Annotated in this window: 12 protein-coding genes and 1 riboswitch; of the genes, 4 read left to right on the top strand and 8 right to left on the bottom strand. The window is 70.1% G+C overall.

The features are described 5' to 3' along the window. Positions 1–31 precede the first annotated feature (31 nt). Both AC07YZ_RS17410 and ahcY read right to left on the bottom strand, forming a co-directional pair. Positions 32–799 carry a TlyA family RNA methyltransferase gene (locus AC07YZ_RS17410; protein ID WP_494795648.1) on the bottom strand — a complete coding sequence of 256 codons (768 nt, stop codon included), beginning with the start codon at positions 797–799 and terminating at the stop codon, positions 32–34. Positions 800–949: 150 nt separating this feature from the next. Beyond that, entirely contained in the window at positions 950–2386 is a 1437-nt protein-coding gene (ahcY, locus tag AC07YZ_RS17405; RefSeq protein WP_494795647.1) for an adenosylhomocysteinase, read from the bottom strand. 71 nt (positions 2387–2457) lie between these two features. Continuing rightward, positions 2458–2545: riboswitch (S-adenosyl-L-homocysteine riboswitch) on the bottom strand. A 55-nt stretch (positions 2546–2600) separates the two neighbouring features. On the opposite strand from ahcY, the gene AC07YZ_RS17400 reads away from it, so the two are divergent. Continuing rightward, positions 2601–3404 carry an HAD-IIB family hydrolase gene (locus AC07YZ_RS17400; protein WP_494795646.1) on the top strand — a complete coding sequence of 268 codons (804 nt, stop codon included), beginning with the start codon at positions 2601–2603 and terminating at the stop codon, positions 3402–3404. Further along, on the top strand, positions 3401–4654 hold the full coding sequence (locus AC07YZ_RS17395; protein WP_494795645.1) for an MFS transporter: 1254 nt from the start codon (positions 3401–3403) through the stop codon (positions 4652–4654). Before AC07YZ_RS17400 ends, AC07YZ_RS17395 begins: the two co-directional genes overlap by 4 nt. Positions 4655–4856: 202 nt before the next feature. Here AC07YZ_RS17395 and AC07YZ_RS17390 read toward each other — a convergent pair whose 3' ends face one another. Continuing rightward, positions 4857–5978, bottom strand: a complete 1122-nt coding sequence (locus AC07YZ_RS17390) for a YeeE/YedE family protein (RefSeq protein WP_494795644.1) — start codon at positions 5976–5978, stop codon at positions 4857–4859. A 146-nt stretch (positions 5979–6124) separates the two neighbouring features. Here AC07YZ_RS17390 and AC07YZ_RS17385 point away from each other — a divergent pair, with 146 nt between their 5' ends. Beyond that, entirely contained in the window at positions 6125–6508 is a 384-nt protein-coding gene (locus AC07YZ_RS17385; RefSeq protein WP_494795643.1) for a hypothetical protein, read from the top strand. A gap of 33 nt (positions 6509–6541) precedes the next feature. Here the strand turns inward: AC07YZ_RS17385 and AC07YZ_RS17380 are convergent, their stop codons facing one another. Together AC07YZ_RS17380 and AC07YZ_RS17375 are read right to left on the bottom strand one after the other, a co-directional pair. Next, complete coding sequence (locus tag AC07YZ_RS17380; protein WP_494795642.1) at positions 6542–7273, bottom strand: class I SAM-dependent methyltransferase; 732 nt, start codon at positions 7271–7273, stop codon at positions 6542–6544. Between the two features lie 85 nt (positions 7274–7358). Continuing rightward, positions 7359–13178, bottom strand: a complete 5820-nt coding sequence (locus tag AC07YZ_RS17375; protein ID WP_494795835.1) for an excinuclease ABC subunit UvrA — start codon at positions 13176–13178, stop codon at positions 7359–7361. A 537-nt stretch (positions 13179–13715) separates the two neighbouring features. On the opposite strand from AC07YZ_RS17375, the gene AC07YZ_RS17370 reads away from it, so the two are divergent. After that, positions 13716–14849 (top strand): ABC transporter substrate-binding protein, encoded by a 1134-nt coding sequence (locus AC07YZ_RS17370; protein ID WP_494795641.1) that lies wholly within the window; start codon positions 13716–13718, stop codon positions 14847–14849. 24 nt (positions 14850–14873) lie between these two features. On the opposite strand, the gene AC07YZ_RS17365 is transcribed toward AC07YZ_RS17370, so the two are convergent. The 3 genes from AC07YZ_RS17365 to AC07YZ_RS17355 form a co-directional block, all read right to left on the bottom strand. Further along, entirely contained in the window at positions 14874–15311 is a 438-nt protein-coding gene (locus tag AC07YZ_RS17365; RefSeq protein WP_226490083.1) for a universal stress protein, read from the bottom strand. Positions 15312–15448: 137 nt separating this feature from the next. Then, on the bottom strand, positions 15449–18358 hold the full coding sequence (gene fdhF, locus AC07YZ_RS17360; protein ID WP_494795640.1) for a formate dehydrogenase subunit alpha: 2910 nt from the start codon (positions 18356–18358) through the stop codon (positions 15449–15451). After that, complete coding sequence (locus AC07YZ_RS17355; RefSeq protein WP_494795639.1) at positions 18355–20130, bottom strand: NAD(P)H-dependent oxidoreductase subunit E; 1776 nt, start codon at positions 20128–20130, stop codon at positions 18355–18357. Before AC07YZ_RS17355 ends, fdhF begins: the two co-directional genes overlap by 4 nt. Positions 20131–20152 lie beyond the last annotated feature (22 nt).

The raw sequence follows: 20152 nt of genomic DNA, 5'->3' as shown, positions 1-20152 counted from the left end.
TGCCTCAGTGGGGTGGCACGGGGCGCCGGCCTCAGACCGTGCGCCGCGCCCAGACAAAAAATTCGCGGTTGCCGTCACCGCCGGTGATGGCGCTCTCAAAATAGTCCTGCATCGCCAGCCCGTTGTCCAGGCAGGCCTGTTCGATTCGCTCGCGCACCCGTGCGTAGCTCGTGGTGCTCTTCACCAGGCCGCCCTTGCCGATGTGTTCGGGCTGCAGCTCGAACTGCGGCTTGACCAGCATCAGCAAGTCGCCACCGTCTTTCAACAGCGGCACGATCGCCGGCCACACCAGGGTCTGCGAGATGAACGACAGGTCGCCCACGACCAGGTCGAACGGTGCCGCGGCGGCCTCGCCACCGGCTTGCGCCAGTTGCTCCGCCGTGAGTTCGCGGGCGTTGCATTTTTCGATGCAAACCACGCGCGCATCGCCGCGCAACTTGGGGTGCAGCTGACCCTGCCCGACGTCGACGCCCACCACCTGCGTGGCGCCGCGCTGCAGCAGGCAGTCGGTGAAGCCACCGCTGCTCTGGCCCACGTCCAGACAACGCAGCCCTGTCACATCGATGCCGCCGTGCAGGAGCGCGCCTTCCAGCTTCAGGCCGCCACGCGACACGAAACGCGACTCCGCCGTGTCCAGCAGCTCCAGCTCCACCGTCTCACGCAGTTCGTCGCCGTTTTTGGTGACGGCCTTCCAGTCGCCACCGGCCAGGCGCCAGCGCACGCCAGCGGCGATCAGCCGCTGGGCCTGCGAGCGCGAAGCGGCGAGGCCTCGCTCAACAATCAACTGATCAGCACGCATGGGTGGCACAGAGCAACGAATAGAGCAAGCTCGCCGGAGCGAAACGAGCGGTCCGAAGGCCGCGAGAGCCCCAGGGCGCCGCGGAACCGGCTTCGCCGGGCCGCCAGCGTCGCCCCCTGGGGGGTGACGCCGAAGGCGGCGCGGGGGGGATCAATACCTATACGTGTCGGGCTTGTACGGGCCTTGCTTGGGCACGCCGATGTAGGCGGCCTGCTCGTCGCTCAGCTCGCTCAGCATCGCGCCCACCTTCTTCAGGTGCAGGCGCGCGACCTTCTCGTCCAGGTGCTTGGGCAGCACGTAGACCTTGCCCACGTCGTAGCCTTCGGGGTGGGTGAACAGCTCGATCTGGGCGATGGTCTGGTTGGCGAAGCTCGACGACATCACGAAGCTGGGGTGGCCGGTGCCGCAGCCCAGGTTCACCAGCCGGCCCTTGGCCAGCAGGATGATCTTCTTGCCGTCCGGGAAGATCACGTGGTCCACCTGGGGCTTGATCTCTTCCCACTGGCAGTGGGCTTCCAGCTTGGCGACCTGGATCTCGTTGTCGAAGTGGCCGATGTTGCAGACGATGGCCTGGTCCTTCATGGCGGCCATGTGCTCGAAGGTGATCACGTCGCGGTTGCCGGTGGTGGTCACGAAGATGTCGGCCTTGTCGGCGGCGTACTCCATGGTCACGACCTTGTAGCCTTCCATCGCGGCCTGCAGGGCGTTGATGGGGTCGATCTCGGTCACCCACACCTGGGCAGAGAGGGCGCGCAGGGCCTGGGCCGAGCCCTTGCCCACGTCGCCGTAGCCGGCCACACAAGCCACCTTGCCGGCGATCATCACATCGGTGGCGCGCTTGATGCCGTCCACCAGGCTCTCGCGGCAGCCGTAGAGGTTGTCGAACTTGCTCTTGGTCACCGAGTCGTTCACGTTGATGGCGCGGAACAGCAGCGTGCCCTTGGCCGACATTTCCTTCAGGCGGTGCACGCCGGTGGTGGTCTCTTCGGTCACGCCGATGATCTGGGCGCTCTTGCGGCTGTACCAGGTGCTGTCCTCGGCCAGCTTGGCCTTGATGGCGGCGAACAGGATGCGCTCTTCTTCGCTGCCCGGGTGGGCCAGCACGCTCTGGTCGCGCTCGGCCTGCTTGCCCAGGTGCATCAGCAGCGTGGCGTCGCCGCCGTCGTCCAGGATCATGTTGGGGCCTTCGCCTTCGCTGCCCTTGGGGCCGAAGTCGAAGATGCGGTGGGTGTAGTCCCAGTAGTCGGTCAGGGTCTCGCCCTTGACGGCGAACACCGGCGTGCCGGCGGCGGCGATGGCGGCGGCGGCGTGGTCCTGCGTGGAGAAGATGTTGCACGAGGCCCAGCGCACTTCGGCGCCCAGGGCCTGCAGGGTCTCGATCAGCACGGCCGTCTGGATGGTCATGTGCAGCGAGCCGGTGATGCGCGCGCCCTTGAGCGATTGCTTGGGAGCGAATTCTTCGCGGATGGCCATCAGACCGGGCATTTCGGTCTCGGCGATGCGGATTTCCTTGCGGCCCCAGTCGGCCAGGCCGATGTCGGTGATGGCGCAGTCGGTGGCGACGGCGGCGGGAATGCGTGCGTTCATGGTTCGCTCCTGAGAAGGTTGAATGAACCACCCCACGCGCGAAACGGGAATAAAAAAGCCCATCGCACGGAAGTGGATGAGCGTCGTTGCATGGATTTCCGAGCCTCACGCCCCGCGCTGACCGGTGGTCAGGGGTGCGCTGCAACGCTCCTCGGATGGCAACGATTCTAACGCAGGCAACCGTTTTGGCTATCTGCGAAACTGGCGGGCCTTTATGACCCATCCCCCGCTATCCGACTGGCCGCTGGCCGAGCGCGCGCGCATCCACGGCGTGCTCACCGACATCGACGACACGCTCACCACCGAGGGCGTGATCACGCCCGACGCTCTGGCCGCCCTGCACGCGCTGCGCGCCGCCGGCCTGCCGGTGTTCGCCATCACCGGGCGCCCGGCGGGCTGGAGCGAGGCCTTTGCCCTGGCCTGGCCGGTGAACGCCATCGTGGCGGAGAACGGTGCCGTGGCGCTGTGGCGCGGCGCCGATGGCGCGCTGTGCAAGGCCTGGCTGCAGGACGAGGCCACCCGCCGCGCGAACTTCGCGCAACTGCAGGCGGTGGCGCAAAACATCCTGACCACACTGCCACACACCCGCTTGTCGCAGGACAGCCCGGGGCGCGAGACCGACATCGCCATCGACCACAGCGAGTTCGCCCACCTGGACGACGTGTCGATCCACGAGGTGGTGCGCCTCATGCGGGCCGGTGGCCTGAACGCCACGGTCAGCTCCATCCACATCAACGGCTGGATCGGCGGACACGACAAGCTCGCCGGCGCGCGATGGATCGTGCGCAGCCACCTGGCACGTGAGCTCGACGCCGAGCTCGACCGCTGGGTCTACGTGGGTGACTCCACCAACGACGCGCGCATGTTCGGCCACTTTGCGCACAGCGTGGGCGTGGCCAACGTGGCGCGCTTCTGGGACCAGCTGACGCACCGCCCGCGCTACGTGACGCCAGGCGAACGCGGCGCGGGCTTCGCCGAGCTGGCACACGCTGTGCTCACCGCGAAAGCGCTCGCATGATCGAGCACCCGCTGCCGCCCGGCCACGGCGGCTCGCCCCTGCCCGCAGCCCCCCCGGTCCATGCCCGGCTCGGCCTGGTGGCCATCTTCGGCGCCACCTTCTTCGAGCTGGTGGGCTATTTCATGCTGCTGCCGCTGCTGCTGTTGCGGCTCAAGGGCGACGGCGTGTCCACCACACTGGCCGGGCTGTTCGCGGCCAGCGGCTGGGTGGGCGTGTTTCTCATCACGCCGTTCGCCTCGGCCATCACCCAGCGGCTCGGGCGCCGGCCCACGCTGTGGCTGTCGGCGCTGATCCCGGTGATCTCCACCACCGGCTTTCTGCTCACCGACTGGCTGCCCGCGTGGTTCGTGCTGGACTTCATCGCCGGCGCGGCCTCGGGCCTGCGCTGGGTGCTGGCCGAGGCGGTGGTGGCCGAGTTCGCGCCGCCCCTGAAGCGCGGCCGCATGGTGGGCCTGTTCGAGACCATGGTGGGCACCACCTTCGTGATCGGCCCTGCCCTGCTCGCCGTGCTGGGGCCGCAGAACCCGGCGGCGCTGTGGCTGGTGCTGGCCAGCCTGTTCATCGGCCTGCTGTGGAGCCTGGCGATCCCTCCGCTGCCGCGCGCGGTCGACGCCCACAGCGCGCGCGTGGGCCTGCACGGCGTGTGGCATGCGCTGCGCGCGCACCCGCTGATCATGACGGTGGGCTTCGTCGGTGGTTTCTTCGAAAGCGGGCTCACCTCCATCCTGCCGCTGTACGGCCTGAGCCTGGGTCTGGGCGTCGCGGCGGCGGCCTTGCTGGTCTCGGCCAGCGGCCTGGGCAGCGCACTCATGATGCTGCCCGCCGGCCTGCTGGCCGACCGGCTGGGCGGCCTCCCGCGCTGGGGCGGCGCCCACCGCGCGCGGCTGGCGATCATGCACGCCTGCGCGCTGGTCACGCTGGCGGCCACGGCGCTCATTCCCTTCGTGGCCGGCACGCCCTGGCTGGCGGCGGCGGTGGCCTTCTTCTGGGGCGGCGCGGGTGGCAGCCTCTACACGCTGGCCATGATCGACATCGGCTCGCGTGAAGAGGGCATCACCCTGGTCAACAGCACCGCCGTGCTGGTGCTGTCGTACACCCTGGGCGGCGTGCTCGCCCCGGCCCTGGGCGCGGCCATGCTGGATTGGGCGCCGGTGCTCGGCTTCCCCGCGCTGCTACTGGCCGTGGCCGGGCCGGGCTGGTGGCTGTTGCGCAGGGAAAGCCGCTCTTCAAGGCCTCTGAGAAGCGCCTGAAGCAACACCAGACCAGGCCAGCGCGGAACTGGCTCCGCCAGGCCGCAGCTGATGGCCGCCGTGCAACGAAAGCCCCCTCAAAGCCTCAGAGCACCGCCCGAAGCAACGCCAACCCAGGCCAGCGCGGAACTGGCTCCGCCAGGCCGCAGCTGGCGCCCCCCGGGGGGGGGGTGACGCCGAAGGCGGCGCAGGGGGGGACCGTTCAAGGCGCAGCGGTCGGAGCGTTCGCCGCCCGCGGAGCCGGATCGTCCGACGGCGCTGGTGCGGGCGCGGGTTTGTTCGCGCCGTCGAACACGCGGTCGGCCACACCGCCACCGATCCACATGCCCGCCAGCGTGACCCAGGCCGTGAGCGCGAAGATCGCGCCGCCCGTCATGCCCGCGCCCACGGCGCAGCCCCCCGCCAGCATGGAGCCGAAGCCCATCAGGATGGCGCCGACGATGTAGCGCGGCATGGTGTAGCCGCCGCCGAAGCCTTCGAGCTTCCAGTCGCCCCCCACCAGGGCGCCGACCAGCGAGCCGAGGAACACCCCCGGCATCAGGCCCAGGCCAAAAGTCCAGGGTTCGCCGGGCGCACTGAGCACCCGCATCAGCCACTCGGCCGAGGGACCGCTGAAGGTCAGGCCCTGGATCTGCACCGGCTCGAAGGAATGCGCCATCACCTGGTAGGTGCCGGCCCAGGCCAGCGCCACCATCAGCCCAGTGCCGATGCCGCCGGCCCACTTCCAGAAGCCCCAGCCACTGCGGTAGGCGAAAAACAGCGCGGTCACCAGCCAGACCATGCCGAACGCCAGGCCGTCCCAGGGCCCGGCCCCGACCAGCGCGAGCAGGCTGCGCGAGGGGCCACCCTCCACCACCCACCAGGTCGACACGGTTTCGCGCCAGGGCGCGAGCACGCCGTTGAGCGAGGCCTGTGCCGTGACCGCGAAGATCAGCCCCGAGAGCAGCGCGCGCAGGTTGCCGTTGGCCGACAACACCAGCAGCCGGCTCGCGCAGCCGCGCGTCATGACCATGCCCACGCCGAAGATCAGGCCGCCCAGCAGCGCGCCCGAGAGGCTGCCGCGCGCCGAGAGCTGGCGCGCCGTGCTCACGTCCAGCAGCCCGGACAGCACCAGCAGCTGCGCGGCCACCACGGCGGTTGCGAACGCCAGCAGCCACACGGTGAGCTTGTCGCCGAAGCGGCCGTGCCAGAACTCGATCACCGCCGCGCGCAGGCAGAAACGCGAGCGCTGGGCAAAAAAGCCGAAGCCCAGCCCGGCCAACAGGCCGCACAGGGCCAGCACGCCCGGTTCCCCCACCCGCTCGATCCAGCTTGTCCAGTCCATGACGTCTCCGTTTATGAAGATATGCGCAAACGATCATGTTACGCCGACCAATCACCCCAAAGCTTGACGCGGCGCAACTTCTGGCGAACCCGGCGCGCCGGGTAAGCTCCAACGCCCCACCCGTACCCGCACCGAAAGGACTCCCCATGGCCATTCCCTGGCTGGTTGCGCTCAAAGTCATTCCCTGGGGCGATGTGATCGAACACGCGCCCAAGGTGCTCAGCGCCGCGCGCAAGCTGCTGGAGCGCCAGCGCGCGCAGACCCCGGCGACGCCCACCGCCGACGTCATCGAGATGCCGGCGGGCGAAACACCGAGCCTGGGAGAGCTGACAAACCGCCTGATCGCGGCGCAGCAGCAGATCCACCAACAGGCCCAGGCGCAGGAACAGCTGACCCAGACCGTGGCCGAACTGGCCGAACAGAACGCGCGCCTGGTCACGGCCGTGGAGGCGTTGCGCGTGCGCTCGCGCCTGCTGCTCTGGGGTTTTGTGGCGCTGGCACTGGCGCTGGCCTGGATGGCCTGGACCTGAACCGGCCGGCTCGGTTGTGTCGAACGGGTGGTCTCAGCGCCGGCGAAACGGCGCCTGGTAGAGCCACACCGGTTTGCCGTCCACGTTCTGCAGCCGGCCCTGCGGTGCCCAGCCGCCGGCCTCGAACTCCAGGCTCACCAGCCAGCTCCCGGGCCGCAGTTCGCCCGCCGCCTTGTCCATCGCACGCGGCATGCTCTCGGGCCGCTGAAACAGATAGACCAGGTCGTAGCCCGACCAGTCGGCGGCCCAGATATCGGCCCGGCGCACCTGGGCAAAACGGCAGCGCAAGGCGCACAACGCGGTGAGCGGCCAGCTCCATTCGAGGCCGTGGATGCGGGCCTGGGGGTATTCACCGTGCAGCGCCTTCAGGCCCGCGCCGAGCCCGCACCCGGCGTCCACCACCCGCGCGCCGTCCGGCAAGGGCGCCTTGTCCGCCAGGCCCCGCAGCGCCGTGGCCGGGGTGGGGAACAGCGGCGCATCGCGCCAGGTGTTGAGCGGGTAGAGCGCGAGCAGCAGCGCCAGCGGCAGCAGCCAGACCCAGGCCGGCAGACCGGCCGCCGCACCGCTGGCCAGCAGCGAGAGCGGGAACCCGGCCAGCATGAACACCCGGCGCCAGGGGGTGCGCCCGGTCCAGGCCGGCAGGCCCGAGACCAGCAACGCCAGCACAAAGGCCGCCACCGCGCCCAGCCCGGCCACGCGCAGCCCCAGGAAAACACCCCAGGCGAGCGCCCAGGTCAGCAGTGCGGGGAGCGGCCAGATCAGCATGGTGAGCGGCATTGTCGCCGCTGCCACCGGCCTGCCGGGCCACAGTCGTCGCCCCTGGAGAAAGGCACTCAGCGGCGCGAGGGGACTACACCCGCGCCAGCACCGGCCCGAGCACGCGCCCGGTGTGCGTGTCCAGCCGCACCACCTCGTCGGGCGGGGCCTCGGCCACCACACGGCCGCCGCCCCCACCGCCTTCGGGGCCCAGGTCGATGATCCAGTCGGCCTCGGCCATCACGTCCAGGTCGTGCTCGATCACGATCACGCTGTGGCCGCCGTCCACCAGGCGGTGCAGCACGCGGATGAGTTTTTCCACGTCGGCCATGTGCAGGCCGACCGTCGGTTCGTCGAGCACGTAGAGCGTGTGCGGTGCCTTCTGGCCGCGGCGTGTGACGTCGTCGCGCACCTTGCTGAGTTCGGTCACGAGCTTGATGCGCTGCGCCTCGCCGCCGCTCAACGTCGGGCTGGGCTGGCCCAGTGTGAGATAGCCCAGGCCCACGTCTTTGAGCAACTGCAGCGGGTGGGCGATGTTGGGCATGCTGGCGAAGAACCCGACCGCCTCGTCCACCTCCATCTGCAGCACGTCGCCGATGCTCTTGCCCTTCCAGCTGACGGCCAGGGTTTCGGGGTTGAAGCGCGCGCCGTGACAGACCTCGCAGGGCACTTTCACGTCGGGCAGGAAGCTCATCTCGATGGTGCGCATGCCCTGGCCTTCGCAGCCCGGGCAGCGGCCTTCGCCGGTGTTGAAGCTGAAGCGGCCCGGGCCGTAGCCGCGCGCCTTGGCTTCGAGCGTGTCGGCGAAGAGTTTGCGCACCGTGTCCCAGAAGCCGATGTAGGTGGCCGGGCAGGAGCGCGGCGTTTTGCCGATGGGGGTCTGGTCCACTTCGAGCACGCGGTCCACCACCTCGGAGCCCAGCAGCTTGTCGCAGCCGGTCCAGGTGGGGCGCTCGCCCGCGTCCCAGGCCGTGCGGCCGGCGAAGGTGCTGCGCTGGGACACGGCGGCCGCCGCGTTGGTGAGCAGCACGTCGCGCGCGAAGGTGGACTTGCCCGAACCGCTGACGCCGGTGACGACGACCAGGCGCTGCAGCGGGACGGCGACGTTGAGGTTCTGCAGGTTGTGCAGGCGGGCGCCACGGACTTCGAGCCAGGGTATGGCCCCCTCCCCCGCTGGGGGAGGGTTGGGGTGGGGGCCCGCCAGAGAAGAAGTGTCCGGCACGCCAGCCCCCATCCCTGCCTTCCCCCAAAGGAGGAAGGAGCCATTCGGGGTCACTGTGCGCCGCGGCTGCAGCGGGTGTTTCATCGCGTGCAGCAGGTAGCGCCCGGTGACGGATTCTTCGTTCGCCGAGAGGTCGGCCACCGTGCCCTGCGCCACCACGCGGCCACCGCGTTTGCCGGCGCTGGGGCCGATGTCGATGATGTGGTCGGCGCGGCGGATGGTGTCTTCGTCGTGCTCCACCACCACCAGGGTGTTGCCCTGGTCGCCGAGCTTGTGCAGGGCGTTGAGCAGGATGGCGTTGTCGCGCGCGTGCAGACCGATGGTGGGCTCGTCCAGCACGTAGCACACGCCCTGCAGGTTGCTGCCGAGCTGTGCGGCCAGCCGGATGCGCTGCGCTTCGCCGCCGGACAGCGTGGGCGCGCCGCGGTCGAGCGTGAGGTAGTTCAGGCCCACTTCTTCCAGGAAGGCCAGGCGGCTTTCGATTTCGGGCAGCAGGTCGCGTGCGATGTCGGCTTCGCGCTGCGTCAATAGCCCCCACGCGCCGCCGCTGACGCGGGTCGCTGCCCCCCGAGGGGGCTGATCCGGCTTGGGACGGCCCGGCGTCGGATCGTCGGCCACGCCGCCATCGCCCATCAGGGTCCGGACCCATTTCCGGACTTCGTTCACCGACAACCGCGCCACGTCGGTGATGCCCACACCGCCAAATTTCACCGCGCGGGCCTGGGCGTTCAGGCGGGTGCCTTCGCAGCTCGGGCAAGGCCGGTCCGCCAGGTCTTCCACATCGGGTTCGGCAAAGCTCTGCTCGCGCCCGCGCTCCCCGTCGTCGCGCACCGAGTCGTCGAGCGCCTTGCGCTGTTCGCGCGACAGCGCGAGACCCGTGCCCACGCAGTCCGGGCACCAGCCGTGTTTGCTGTTGTACGAAAACAGGCGCGGGTCGAGCTCGGGGTAGCTGGTGGCGCAGACCGGGCAGGCGCGGGTGGTGGAAAACACCTCCAGCCGACCCAGGCCCACGGTGGACGTGCCCTCGGCCAGCGCCTGGCTCAGGCCGTCGAGCGGGTGCAGCACATGCACCTGGCCTTTGCCGATCTCCAGCGCCTTCGCGAGCTGGCGGCGCCACCAGGTCTCTTCGTCGGGGCTGACCACGCCGTCGGCCACCGGCAGTTCGATGGTGTGTTCCTTGAAGCGGTCGATGCGCGGGAAGCCCGACGTGGGCAGGAACTCGCCGTCCACGCGCAGGTGCGTGTGGCCGCGCGGGCGCGCCCAGTCGGCCAGCTCGGTGTAGACGCCCTTGCGGTTGACCACCAGCGGCGCGAGCAGGCCGATGTGCCGGCCCGCGTAGCGCGTGAGGATGGCGGCGGCGATGCTCTCGGGGCTTTGCGGCATCACGGCCGCGCCGTCGTGCACGCAGTGCTGCGTGCCCAGCTTCACGTAGAGCAGGCGCAGGAAGTGCCAGACCTCGGTGGTCGTGCCCACCGTCGATTTGCGTCCACCACGCGAGAGCCGCTGCTCGATGGCCACCGTGGGCGGGATGCCGTAGACCGCGTCCACTTCGGGCCGGCCCGCGGGCTGCACGATGCTGCGCGCGTAGGCGTTGAGCGATTCGAGGTAACGCCGCTGGCCTTCGTTGAACAGGATGTCGAAGGCCAGCGTGGACTTGCCCGAGCCGCTCACGCCCGAGATCACGTTGAACCGCCCGCGCGGGATGTCCACGCTCAGGTTCTTGAGGTTGTGTTCCTTGGCGTTGACGATGCGGATGGTGTTGGGCTGCGGCGCGGCCACGTGCGCGGTCTTCGCCGCACCCGGCACGCGGGCGGGCGCCAGGTAATCCGCCACCCGGCCCTCGTGCGCTTCGTGCACCTCGCCCATGGACAACGCGTACTCGCGCAGCGACAGCGCGGTGTGGCTCGTGGGGTGCTTGCGCACATCCTCGGGCGTGCCTTCGGCCACCACCATGCCACCGCCCTCCCCGCCTTCGGGGCCGAGGTCGATCAGCCAGTCGGCGGCGCGGATCACGTCCAGGTTGTGCTCGATGATCACCAGCGAGTGCCCGGCCTCCAGCAGCTTGCGCAGGGAGCGCATGAGCTTGGCGATGTCGTCGAAATGCAGGCCGGTGGTGGGTTCGTCGAACAGGAACAGCGTGCCCTTGCGCGAAATCGGCTGGCGGCTGGCGCTCGCCGTCTTGGCGGCTTCGGCCAGGAAGCCCGCGAGCTTCAGGCGCTGCGCCTCGCCACCCGAGAGCGTGGGCACCGGCTGGCCCAGCTTCACGTACTCCAGGCCCACGTCCACGATGGGTTGCAGGGCGCGGATGACTTCGCGGTCGCCCGCGAACAGCGCCGCGGCCTCGCTCACGGTGAGGTCGAGCACGTCGGCCACGTTGAACGTGCGGCCGCCCCGTTCGATGCGCACCTCCAGAATCTCGGGCCGGTAGCGCTTGCCGTCGCAGTCCGGGCAGCGCAGGTACACGTCGCTCAGGAACTGCATTTCGACGTGCTCGAAACCCGAGCCGCCGCAGGTGGGGCAACGGCCGTCGCCGCCGTTGAAGCTGAACTTGCTCGCGGTGTAGCTGCGCTGGCGCGACAGCGGCGCGTCGGCGAACAGGGCGCGGATGGCGTCCCAGGCCCCGACGTAGCTCACCGGGTTGGAGCGCGCGGTCTTGCCGATGGGCGACTGGTCGACGAACACCACCTCGGACAGGAAGTCCGCGCCGAGCAGGCGGTCGTGCGCGCCGGGGGTGTCGGTGGTCTTGCCGAAATGGCGCAGCAGCGCGGGCGCGAGCACGTCCTGGATCAGGCTGGACTTGCCCGAACCCGAAACGCCGGTGACCACCACCAGGCGCTGCAGCGGGAAGTCCACGGTGACGTTTTTCAGGTTGTGTTCGCGCGCGCCTTCCAGGATGAGGCGCGGCGTGTTGTCGGTCACCATGCGCTTGAAGCCCATGCCGACCTGCTTGCGCGCGCCCAGGTAGGCGCCGGTGAGCGTGTCGGCATCGCGGATGGCTTCGGGCGTGCCGTCGAACACGATCTGCCCGCCGCGCTCGCCTGGGCCCGGGCCCATGTCGATCAGCCGGTCGGCCGCGAGCATCACCGCCGGGTCGTGCTCCACCACCACCAGGGTGTTGCCCGCGTCGCGCAGGCGCAGCATGGCCTTGTTGATGCGCGCCATGTCGCGCGGGTGCAGGCCGATGCTGGGTTCGTCGAGCACGAACAGCGTGTTGACCAGCGAGGTGCCGAGCGCCGTGGTGAGGTTGATGCGCTGCACCTCGCCACCGCTGAGGGTGCGGCTCTGGCGGTCCAGCGTGAGGTAGCCGATGCCGACCTCGCAAAGGTAGCGCAGGCGGGTGTTGATTTCGTCGAGCAGGAGCTTGAGGGCCTGCGCCTGGCCGGTGTGCGACTCCTTCCCCCCCTGGGGGAAGGCGGGGATGGGGGCCTGCAGGCCAACAGGCCCCCACCCCTGCCCTCCCCCAGCGGGGGAGGGAGAAAGCGATGCAAAGAACACCCTCAACTTGTCCAGCGGCAGCAGCATCAAATCGTGCAGGCACAGGCCGGGCAAGGCTTCGAGCTGCGCGCGCGACCACTTCACGCCCTGCGGCAAATAGCGCTTCTCGGGCGGCAGCACCGCGTCGGCCTGCTGTTTCGTGCCGATGCGCCAGAGCAGGCTGTCGGTCTTCAGGCGGGCACCGCTGCAGCTCGGGCATTCGGTGTAGCTGCGGTACTTGGACAGCAGCACCCGGATGTGCATCTTGTAGGCCTTGCTCTCCAGGTATTCGAAGAAGCGCGCCACGCCGTACCACTGCTTGCTCCACTGACCCTCCTTGTAGGTGGGCGTGCCGCCGATCACCCACTGCCGCTGCTCGGGCGTAAGCTTGCTCCAGGGCGTGTCGCGCGGGATGCCGGCGGTCTCGGCGTGGCGCATCAGGTCGTCCTGGCACTCCTTCCAGGCCGGCGTCTGGAACACCTTGATCGCGCCGTTGCGCAGCGTGAGCTTGTCGTTGGGAATGACCAGGCCGTAGTCCACCCCGATCACCCGGCCAAAGCCCCGGCAGGCCTCGCAGGCGCCCACGGCCGAGTTGAACGAGAACATGGACGGCGTGGGGTCGGTGTAGCGGATATCGCTCTCGGGGCAGTGCAAACCCGTCGAGAACCGCCAGATCTGTTCAGCACCGTCTTCGGGCAACACATAAACCATCAGCTTGCCGCTGCCACGCTTGAGGCCGGCTTCGATGGCTTCCATCACGCGGGCCTGCTCGGTGGTGCCGATGCGGAAGCGGTCGGCCACCACGTCGAGCACCTTCACCGACGCGCTGGCCGGGGCGGTCCGGGACACTTTGGCCTTCGTGGTCTTGGCGGCCTTGGCATCGGGCACGGGCGTGGCGCGCTGCACCACGCGCTCGGCCTGCACGCGCGTGTAGCCGCTGGCCGAGAGCCATTGTTCGATTTCTTCGGGCGTGGTGCTGGCGGGCAGCTCCACGGGAAAGGTCACCACCAGACGGGGATCAAAACCGTGTGCCCCCACACTCCCCAAGGGGGCTGATTCACCTTGGGGCGGCCCGGCGGTGAATCCCGCCGCTCGCTTCTGCAGCTCGGCGTAGATCGACTCCGGCGAGTCGTGCCGCACCGGCAGCGCGGTCTCGCGGTCGAACAGCTCGGCGCCGCGTGCGAACAGGAGCTTCAGGTGGTCGTTCAGCTCGGTCATCGTGCCCACGGTCGAACGCGAGGACCGCACCGGGTTGGTCTGGTCGATCGCGATCGCGGGTGGCACACCTTCCACCCGGTCCACCGCCGGCTTGTCCATGCGGTCGAGGAACTGGCGCGCGTAGGCGCTGAAGGTCTCGACGTAGCGGCGCTGGCCCTCGGCGAACAGGGTGTCGAACACCAGGCTGGACTTGCCCGAGCCGCTGGGCCCGGTGACCACCGTGAGTTCACCGGTGCGGATGTCGAGGTCGATGTTCTTCAGGTTGTGCTGGCGCGCGCCGCGGATGCGGATCAGCCCGGTGCCGCCCTCGGCCGTGCGGCCCGCCTCCCCGGCGACGGCTGGAGAAACAGGCGTATCGGCCGACAAGAGTTCGGCGGGCAGGAAGGCGTCGGACATGCGGGGGGGCTCCAGTGGGGGAGGCAAACATTCTACGGAGGGGTGACGGGGGTCACGGTCGCGTAGGTAATATCCACAATGCGGCACCCGGGCGAACTCACCAGACTCCCCCATGCGACAGATACAACCGGAGACAAACCCATGCAAACGACCACCTCGGGCACGCGCCGCGCGCTGACCCTCTGGGGCCTCGCCGCCCTGCTCGCCCTGAGCGCACCCGCCTGGGCCCAGTTGCGCATCGGCCAGCCTTCGGGCTTCACCGGCTCGGTGGCCGCTGGCGTGAAAGAGAACACCGAGGGCGCCAAGCTGTACCTGGACGCGGTGAACGCGCGCGGTGGTGTCAACGGACAGAAGATCGAGCTGATTTCGGTGGACGACAAGTTCGACCCGAAAGTCACGGTGGAGGCCGCGCGCGAGCTGGTCACCCGGCAAAACGTGCTGGCCCTGTTCCTGAACCGCGGCACACCCCACGCACAGGCCCTGCTGCCGCTGCTGAGCGAGCTCAAGGTGCCGCTGGTGGGCCCGAGCACCGGCGCCATGGCGCTGCACGATCCGGTCCACCCCTGGTTGTTCAACGTGCGCGCCACCTACCAGCGCGAGGCGGCCAAGGCCATCGAGCACCTGGCCAGCATCGGCATCGCACGCATCGCCGTGCTGGAAACCGACGACTCCTTCGGCGCCGATTCGGCCAAGGGCGCACTCGCCGGTTTCGCCAAAGCGGGCATCCAACCGGTGCTGCAGGACAAGTTTCCCCGCGACAAACCCGACTTCGCCGAGCTGGCCCCCAAGGTGCACCAGAGCAACGCCCAGGCGGTCATGATCATCGGCTCGGCCGGCAACACGGCCAACGCGGTGAAAGCGATCCGCGCTGCGGGTTCGCGCGCGCAGATCGTCACGCTCTCCAACAACGCCTCGGAAGGTTTCATCAAGCTGCTGGGCGAACACGCGCGCGGCGTGATCGTGACCCAGGTGTTTCCCAACGAGCGCTCGGTGGCGTTTCCCTTGATCAAGGAAGCGCTGGACCTGGCCAAGGCCAAGGGGCTGGACGGGGTGTCGCCCGCCATGATGGAAGGCTTTGCCGCGGCCAAGGTGCTGGTGGAAGGCCTGCGGCGCGCGGGCCCCAACCCGACGCCGGTGGCACTGCGCGACGCGCTCGAAGGCATCCGCAACTTCAACCTGGGGGGTCTGTCGGTCAGCTACAGCCCCACCAACCACACCGGGCTGGACTTCGCCGACCTGTCCATCGTGGACGCCACCGGCAAGTTCAGACGGTGACGCCCTCAGGTCGCCAGGACGTTCTCAGGACTTGGCGATCAGCACCGGCACCTTGGCGTGCGTGAGCACCTTCTGCGCCACGCTGCCCAGGATCAGCGCCTTGATGCCCTGGCGGCCGTGCGAGCCCATCACCACGAGGTCGCAGCCTTCCGCCTCGGCGGTTTCCAGGATGCCTTCGTACACCACGTTGCGCTCGATGGTGTCGCCCACGAAAGGCACGCCTTCGTCGGCGCAGACCTTGCCCAGCGCGTCCAGCGCCTGGCCGGCGGCCGACTTGGCCTCGGTCAGGTAGGCCTGCAGGCCGACCGCGGACGCGTCGCCAATGCCGATGTAGGGAAACGGGTCGAGCACATACACACCCACGACCTGGGCGCCCTGGCTCTTGGCGAGCCGCGCGGCGATGGTCGAGGCGTGGGCCGCCTGCTGGGAACCGTCGGTGGGAACGAGGATTTTCTTGAACATGGCATGCCTCCTGATGGGGGAAGTTGTTGCAGAAAGAACGCCACGGGTTTGCCGCAACGTCCGCGAAACCCATCTTAGCGGTCTGGCACGGCGCTGCGCTTGAGACGCGTCAAGATGGACGCCGCGTTCATGCCGTATCAGTTTGTCTTCATCGGCTGTACGTCCACCGCGCAGTACTTGAGTTCGGCGATCTTGCCCACCGGATCGAGCGCGGGGTTGGTCAGCAGGTTGGCCGCGGCTTCGGCGTAGGCGAACGGGATGAAAGCGGTGTCGCGCGGCATGCCGGCGTCGAACCGCACCGCCAGCGCCACACTGCCGCGCCGCGAACGCACCTGCGCCGCCTCGCCCGCCACCAGGCCGAGCCGCGCCGCGGTCTCGGGGTGCAGGCTGACCACCGGGCCGGGCTCCACCGCGTCCAGCACCTGGCTGCGCCGCGTCATGCTGCCGGTGTGCCAGTGTTCGAGCTGGCGCCCGGTGATGAGCACCAGCGGGTAATCGGCGTCGGGCGTCTCGGCCGGCGGCGTGAGCGCGGATGGCACCAGGGTGGCGCGGCCGGTGGGCGTGGGGAAATGGTCGGTGAACACCACCGGGTGACCGGGGTCGCTCTCGTTGTCCACCGGGTAGGTGACGGCTCCTTCGCGCTGCAACCGCGCCCACGACAGCCCGGCGATGCTGGGCATGAGCGCGCGCATTTCCTCGAACACGGCGCCGATGCCGTGGTCCGCGTCCACGCTGGCCGTGCCGTCGGGCGCGACGTCGTAGGCCCAGCCCAGGCCGAGGCGGCGCGCGAGCTGCTCGGTGATCCAGGCGTCGGCCCGTGCCTCGCCGGGCGCTGGCACGGCCTTGCGGCCGAGCTGCACGCAGCGGTCGGTGTTGGTCACGCTGCCGGTCTTCTCGGGCCAGGCGGTGGCGGGCAGCACCACGTCGGCCAGGCTGGCGGTCTCGGTCAGGAAGATGTCCTGCACCACCAGGTGGTCCAGCCGCGCCAGGGCCTCGCGGGCGTGGTGGGCGTCGGGGTCGCTCATGGCGGGGTTTTCGCCCTGGATCAGCATGGCGCGGATCTGGCCGTCATAAGCCGCGTTGACGATTTCCACCACGGTCAGGCCGGGCTCGCTGCCCAGCGTGCCGGCGGGCACGCCCCAGAGCCGCTCGGCTTTCTCGCGCGCGGCGGGTTCGGAGACGCGGTGGTAGTCGGGCAGCACCATGGGGATCAGGCCGGCGTCGCTCGCGCCCTGCACGTTGTTCTGCCCGCGCAGGGGGTGCAGGCCGGTGCCCGGGCGGCCGATCTGGCCGGTGATGAGCGAGAGCGCGATCAGGCAGCGCGCGTTGTCGGTGCCGTGGGTGTGCTGGCTGATGCCCATGCCCCAGAGGATCATGGCGCTCTGGGCCGTGGCGTAGGCGCGCGCCACCTCGCGCAGCGTGGCCGCATCGATGCCGCAGACCGGGGCCATGGCTTCGGGGCTGAAGTCGGCCACATGGGCCTTGAGCAGCGCGAAGTCCAGCGTGTGCTGCTCAATATAGGCGGTGTTGGCCAGCCCCTCGAAGATGATGGTGTGCAGCAGCGCGTTGAGCAGGGCCACGTCGGTGCCCGCCTTGAAGCCCAGGTGTTTCCAGGCCTGGCGCGCCAGCTCGGTGCGGCGCGGGTCGATCAGCACCAGCTTCATGCCGCGTTGCCTGATCGCGTTCTTGATCCAGGTCGCGCCCACCGGGTGGTTCTGCGCCGGGTTGGCGCCGATGATGAGCACCAGGTCGGCGTGCACCACGTCGCGCAGCGGGTTGGTGACCACCGCCGAGCCCAGGCCTTCCATCAGCGCGGCCACGCTGGAGGCGTGGCACAGGCGGGTGCAGTGGTCCACGTTGTGCGTGCCAAACGCGCTGCGGATCAGCTTCTGGAACAGGTAGGCCTCTTCGTTCGTGCCCTTGGCCGAACCGAAACCCGCCACCGGCCCCAGACGGCCACGTGCGGGAGTGCTGGCCATGGCCCGGCGCAGGCCGGTGGCGGCGGCGTCCAGCGCCTCGTCCCAGGTGGCTTCGCGGAACAGTTCGCGCCAGTCGCGCTGCATCACGCTGGCCGGGTCCTTGGGCGCGTCGGCGCGGCGGATCAGCGGGCGCGTGAGGCGCTCGGGGCTGTGCGCGTAGTCAAAGCCGAAGCGCCCTTTCACGCAGAGCCGTCCTTCGTTGGCCGGGCCCGCCTTGCCCTCCACGTGTTCGATCTTGCCGTTGCTCACGTGGTAGGTCATCTGGCAGCCGACGCCGCAGAAGGGGCAGACCGAATCCACCCGCTGCTGCGAGGCTTTGGCGTAGGCGCCGTTGGCGGGGGCGATGGCCCCCGTGGGACAGGCCTGCACACATTCACCGCAGGCCACGCAGGTGCTCGCACCCATGGGGTCGTTCTGGTCGAACACGATCTGCGCGTGGCCGCCCCGGAAAGCCAACCCCAGCACGTCATTGCCCTGCGTCTCGCGGCAGGCGCGGATGCAGCGCGTGCACTGGATGCAGGCGTCGAGGTTCACCGTCATGGCCGGGTGAGAGGTGTCCCTGCCCCCACGCTCCGCCGCTGGAAGCGGGTCGCTGCCCCCCGAGGGGGCTACCCCGCCTTGGGGCGGCCCGGCGGCGGGGCCGTTGTGCCCGACAAAGGGCTGGGACCGGGCCGGGAAGCGCCCCGGCCGCGCGCCGGCCACGCCGGCCCAGTGCGCCAGCTCGCTGTCGTGCTTGAGCGCCGTGGTGTCGGGCGCATCGGCCAGCAGCAGTTCCAGCACCGTTTTCTGCGCCGCTGCGGCGCGCGGGCTGTCGGTGTTGACCGCCATGCCGGGCTGCGGCGCGCGGCAGCACGAGGGCGCGAGCACGCGCTCGCCCGCCACCTCGACCACGCAGGCGCGGCAGTTGCCGGGGCTGCGCAGGCCGTCCTTGTGGCACAGGTGCGGGATCGCGATGCCCACGCGCTGCGCCACTTTCAGAATGCTCTCGCCCGGCGCGGCCTCCACCGGCCGGCCATTGAGCGTGAAGGCGACGGGCGCCATGCCCTGGGGCAGATCGCGGGCGTTCATGCGTTCACCCCGTCGCGCCGGGCGCCATTCACCTCGTGCGCGAAAAACCGCAGCACCGAGTCCATCGGATTGGGCGCCGCCTGCCCGAGGCCGCAGATGGACGCGTCGCGCATCACCTGCGAGAGCTCGCCGAGCAGCGGCGCGTCCCACACCGGCGCCCGCATCAGCGCCACCGCCTGGGTGGTGCCGGCGCGGCAGGGCGTGCACTGGCCGCAGGACTCGTGTTCGAAGAATTGCATGAGGTTGAGCGCGGCGTCGCGCGCGCTGTCGTGCTGGCCCAGCACCACCACCGCCATGGAGCCGATGAAGGCGCCGTGGTCGGCCAGGGTGTCGAAGTCCAGCGGCACGTCGGCCAGCGCCGCGGGCAGGATGCCGCCCGACGCGCCGCCGGGCAGGTAGGCGTAGAGCGTATGGCCCTCGGCCATGCCGCCGGCGTGTTCATCGATCAGTTCGCGCAGCGTGATGCCGGCGGGCGCGAGATAGACGCCGGGCTGGCGCACGCGGCCCGACACCGAGAAGCGGCGCAAGCCGCTGCGCCCGCGCCGGCCCTGCGCGGCCAGCCAGGCCCCGCCCCGGGCCAGGATCTCGGGCAGCCACCAGAGCGTCTCCAGGTTGTGCGCGAGCGTGGGCCGGCCGAACACGCCGTGCGTGGCCACGATGGGCGGGCGCAGGCGCGGCATGCCGCGTTTGCCCTCCAGCGATTCGATCAGCGCCGACTCTTCGCCGCAGATGTAGGCACCCGCGCCGCGCCGCAGCTCGATCTGCGGCGGCGTGTAGCCGGGGTATTGCCCGGCCAGGCCCTGCAGCCGGGTGTGCAGGGTGCCAAGCTCGCGCGCCAGCAGGCCGCGCGCGTCGTGGTATTCGTCGCGCAGGTAGAGCCAGATGCGCTCGGCGCCCACCACCTGCGCAGCGATCAGCATGCCTTCGAGCACTTGGGGCGCGCCGCCCTGCGGGCTGGTGAGCAGGTGGCCGTCCTTGAAGGTGCCGACCTCGCCCTCGTCGATGTTCACCACCATGTGGCGCGGCCCGGGCTGCGCGCGCACAGTTTCCCATTTGCGCCAGGCCGGAAAACCCGCGCCGCCCAGGCCGCGCAGGTTCGAGGTCTTGAGCTCGGCCAGCACCTGCTCGGGCGTGAGCGCGCCCGACAACAGGCGCTGCAGCTGCGGCAGGGCCGACGCGGTGGGCGCCGGCAGCTCGCGCGGCCCGCTCTCGCCCCGCGCCAGCAGGGTCTGCACCGCGTCCACGCTGGCGCGCGGCAACTGGCGCTGGCCCACGCAGGCGGCGGGCGCCTGGTGGCACTGGCCGATGCACGGCGCCGCCTGCACCCGCACTGAGGCGTCACCGGCCAGCCGCGTCTGCAGATCGCTCAGCAGCGAGGCACTGCCCGCCAGCGAGCACGACAGGCTGGTGCAGACCCGCACCACGGTGGCCGGCACGGGCGCGTCGTCGGCCACGATCTCGAAGTGGTGGTAGAAGCTCGCGACCTCGAACACCTCCACCTGGCTCAGGCGCAGCCGCTCGGCCAGCGCCGCCAGGTGGCCGTGGCGCAGCGCGCCCTCGGCGTCCTGCAGGCGGTGCAGGTGCTCGATCAGCAGATCGGCGCGCAGCGCCAGCCCCTCGCACAGCGCGGCCACGCGCGCGCTGGCCGCTGGTTGGACCTGCCGGCCCTTCGGCGTGAAGCGCGGCCGGGCACGGCCGGGCGCCCCGACGGGGCGGATGGGGATCACCGGCGTGGCCAGCGTGGCGCGCGATTCGTGGGGGCTGTTCGTCATGGATTCAGCGTAGCACCGGAGG

The sequence above is a fragment of the Hydrogenophaga sp. GW101-3F08 genome, assembly GCF_059424585.1.
The sequence above is the reverse complement of the archived record's forward strand: the minus strand, read 5'-3'. Positions and strand labels throughout refer to the sequence as shown.

What these genes read in the sequence shown, in the direction of transcription:
- AC07YZ_RS17410 (WP_494795648.1), bottom strand. Translation starts at nt 799, where the DNA reads ATGCGTGCTGATCAGTTGATTGTTGAGCGAGGCCTCGCCGCTTCGCGC.
- ahcY (WP_494795647.1), bottom strand. Translation starts at nt 2,386, where the DNA reads ATGAACGCACGCATTCCCGCCGCCGTCGCCACCGACTGCGCCATCACC.
- AC07YZ_RS17400 (WP_494795646.1), top strand. Translation starts at nt 2,601, where the DNA reads ATGACCCATCCCCCGCTATCCGACTGGCCGCTGGCCGAGCGCGCGCGC.
- AC07YZ_RS17395 (WP_494795645.1), top strand. Translation starts at nt 3,401, where the DNA reads ATGATCGAGCACCCGCTGCCGCCCGGCCACGGCGGCTCGCCCCTGCCC.
- AC07YZ_RS17390 (WP_494795644.1), bottom strand. Translation starts at nt 5,978, where the DNA reads ATGGACTGGACAAGCTGGATCGAGCGGGTGGGGGAACCGGGCGTGCTG.
- AC07YZ_RS17385 (WP_494795643.1), top strand. Translation starts at nt 6,125, where the DNA reads ATGGCCATTCCCTGGCTGGTTGCGCTCAAAGTCATTCCCTGGGGCGAT.
- AC07YZ_RS17380 (WP_494795642.1), bottom strand. Translation starts at nt 7,273, where the DNA reads ATGCTGATCTGGCCGCTCCCCGCACTGCTGACCTGGGCGCTCGCCTGG.
- AC07YZ_RS17375 (WP_494795835.1), bottom strand. Translation starts at nt 13,178, where the DNA reads ATGACCGAGCTGAACGACCACCTGAAGCTCCTGTTCGCACGCGGCGCC.
- AC07YZ_RS17370 (WP_494795641.1), top strand. Translation starts at nt 13,716, where the DNA reads ATGCAAACGACCACCTCGGGCACGCGCCGCGCGCTGACCCTCTGGGGC.
- AC07YZ_RS17365 (WP_226490083.1), bottom strand. Translation starts at nt 15,311, where the DNA reads ATGTTCAAGAAAATCCTCGTTCCCACCGACGGTTCCCAGCAGGCGGCC.
- fdhF (WP_494795640.1), bottom strand. Translation starts at nt 18,358, where the DNA reads ATGAACGCCCGCGATCTGCCCCAGGGCATGGCGCCCGTCGCCTTCACG.
- AC07YZ_RS17355 (WP_494795639.1), bottom strand. Translation starts at nt 20,130, where the DNA reads ATGACGAACAGCCCCCACGAATCGCGCGCCACGCTGGCCACGCCGGTG.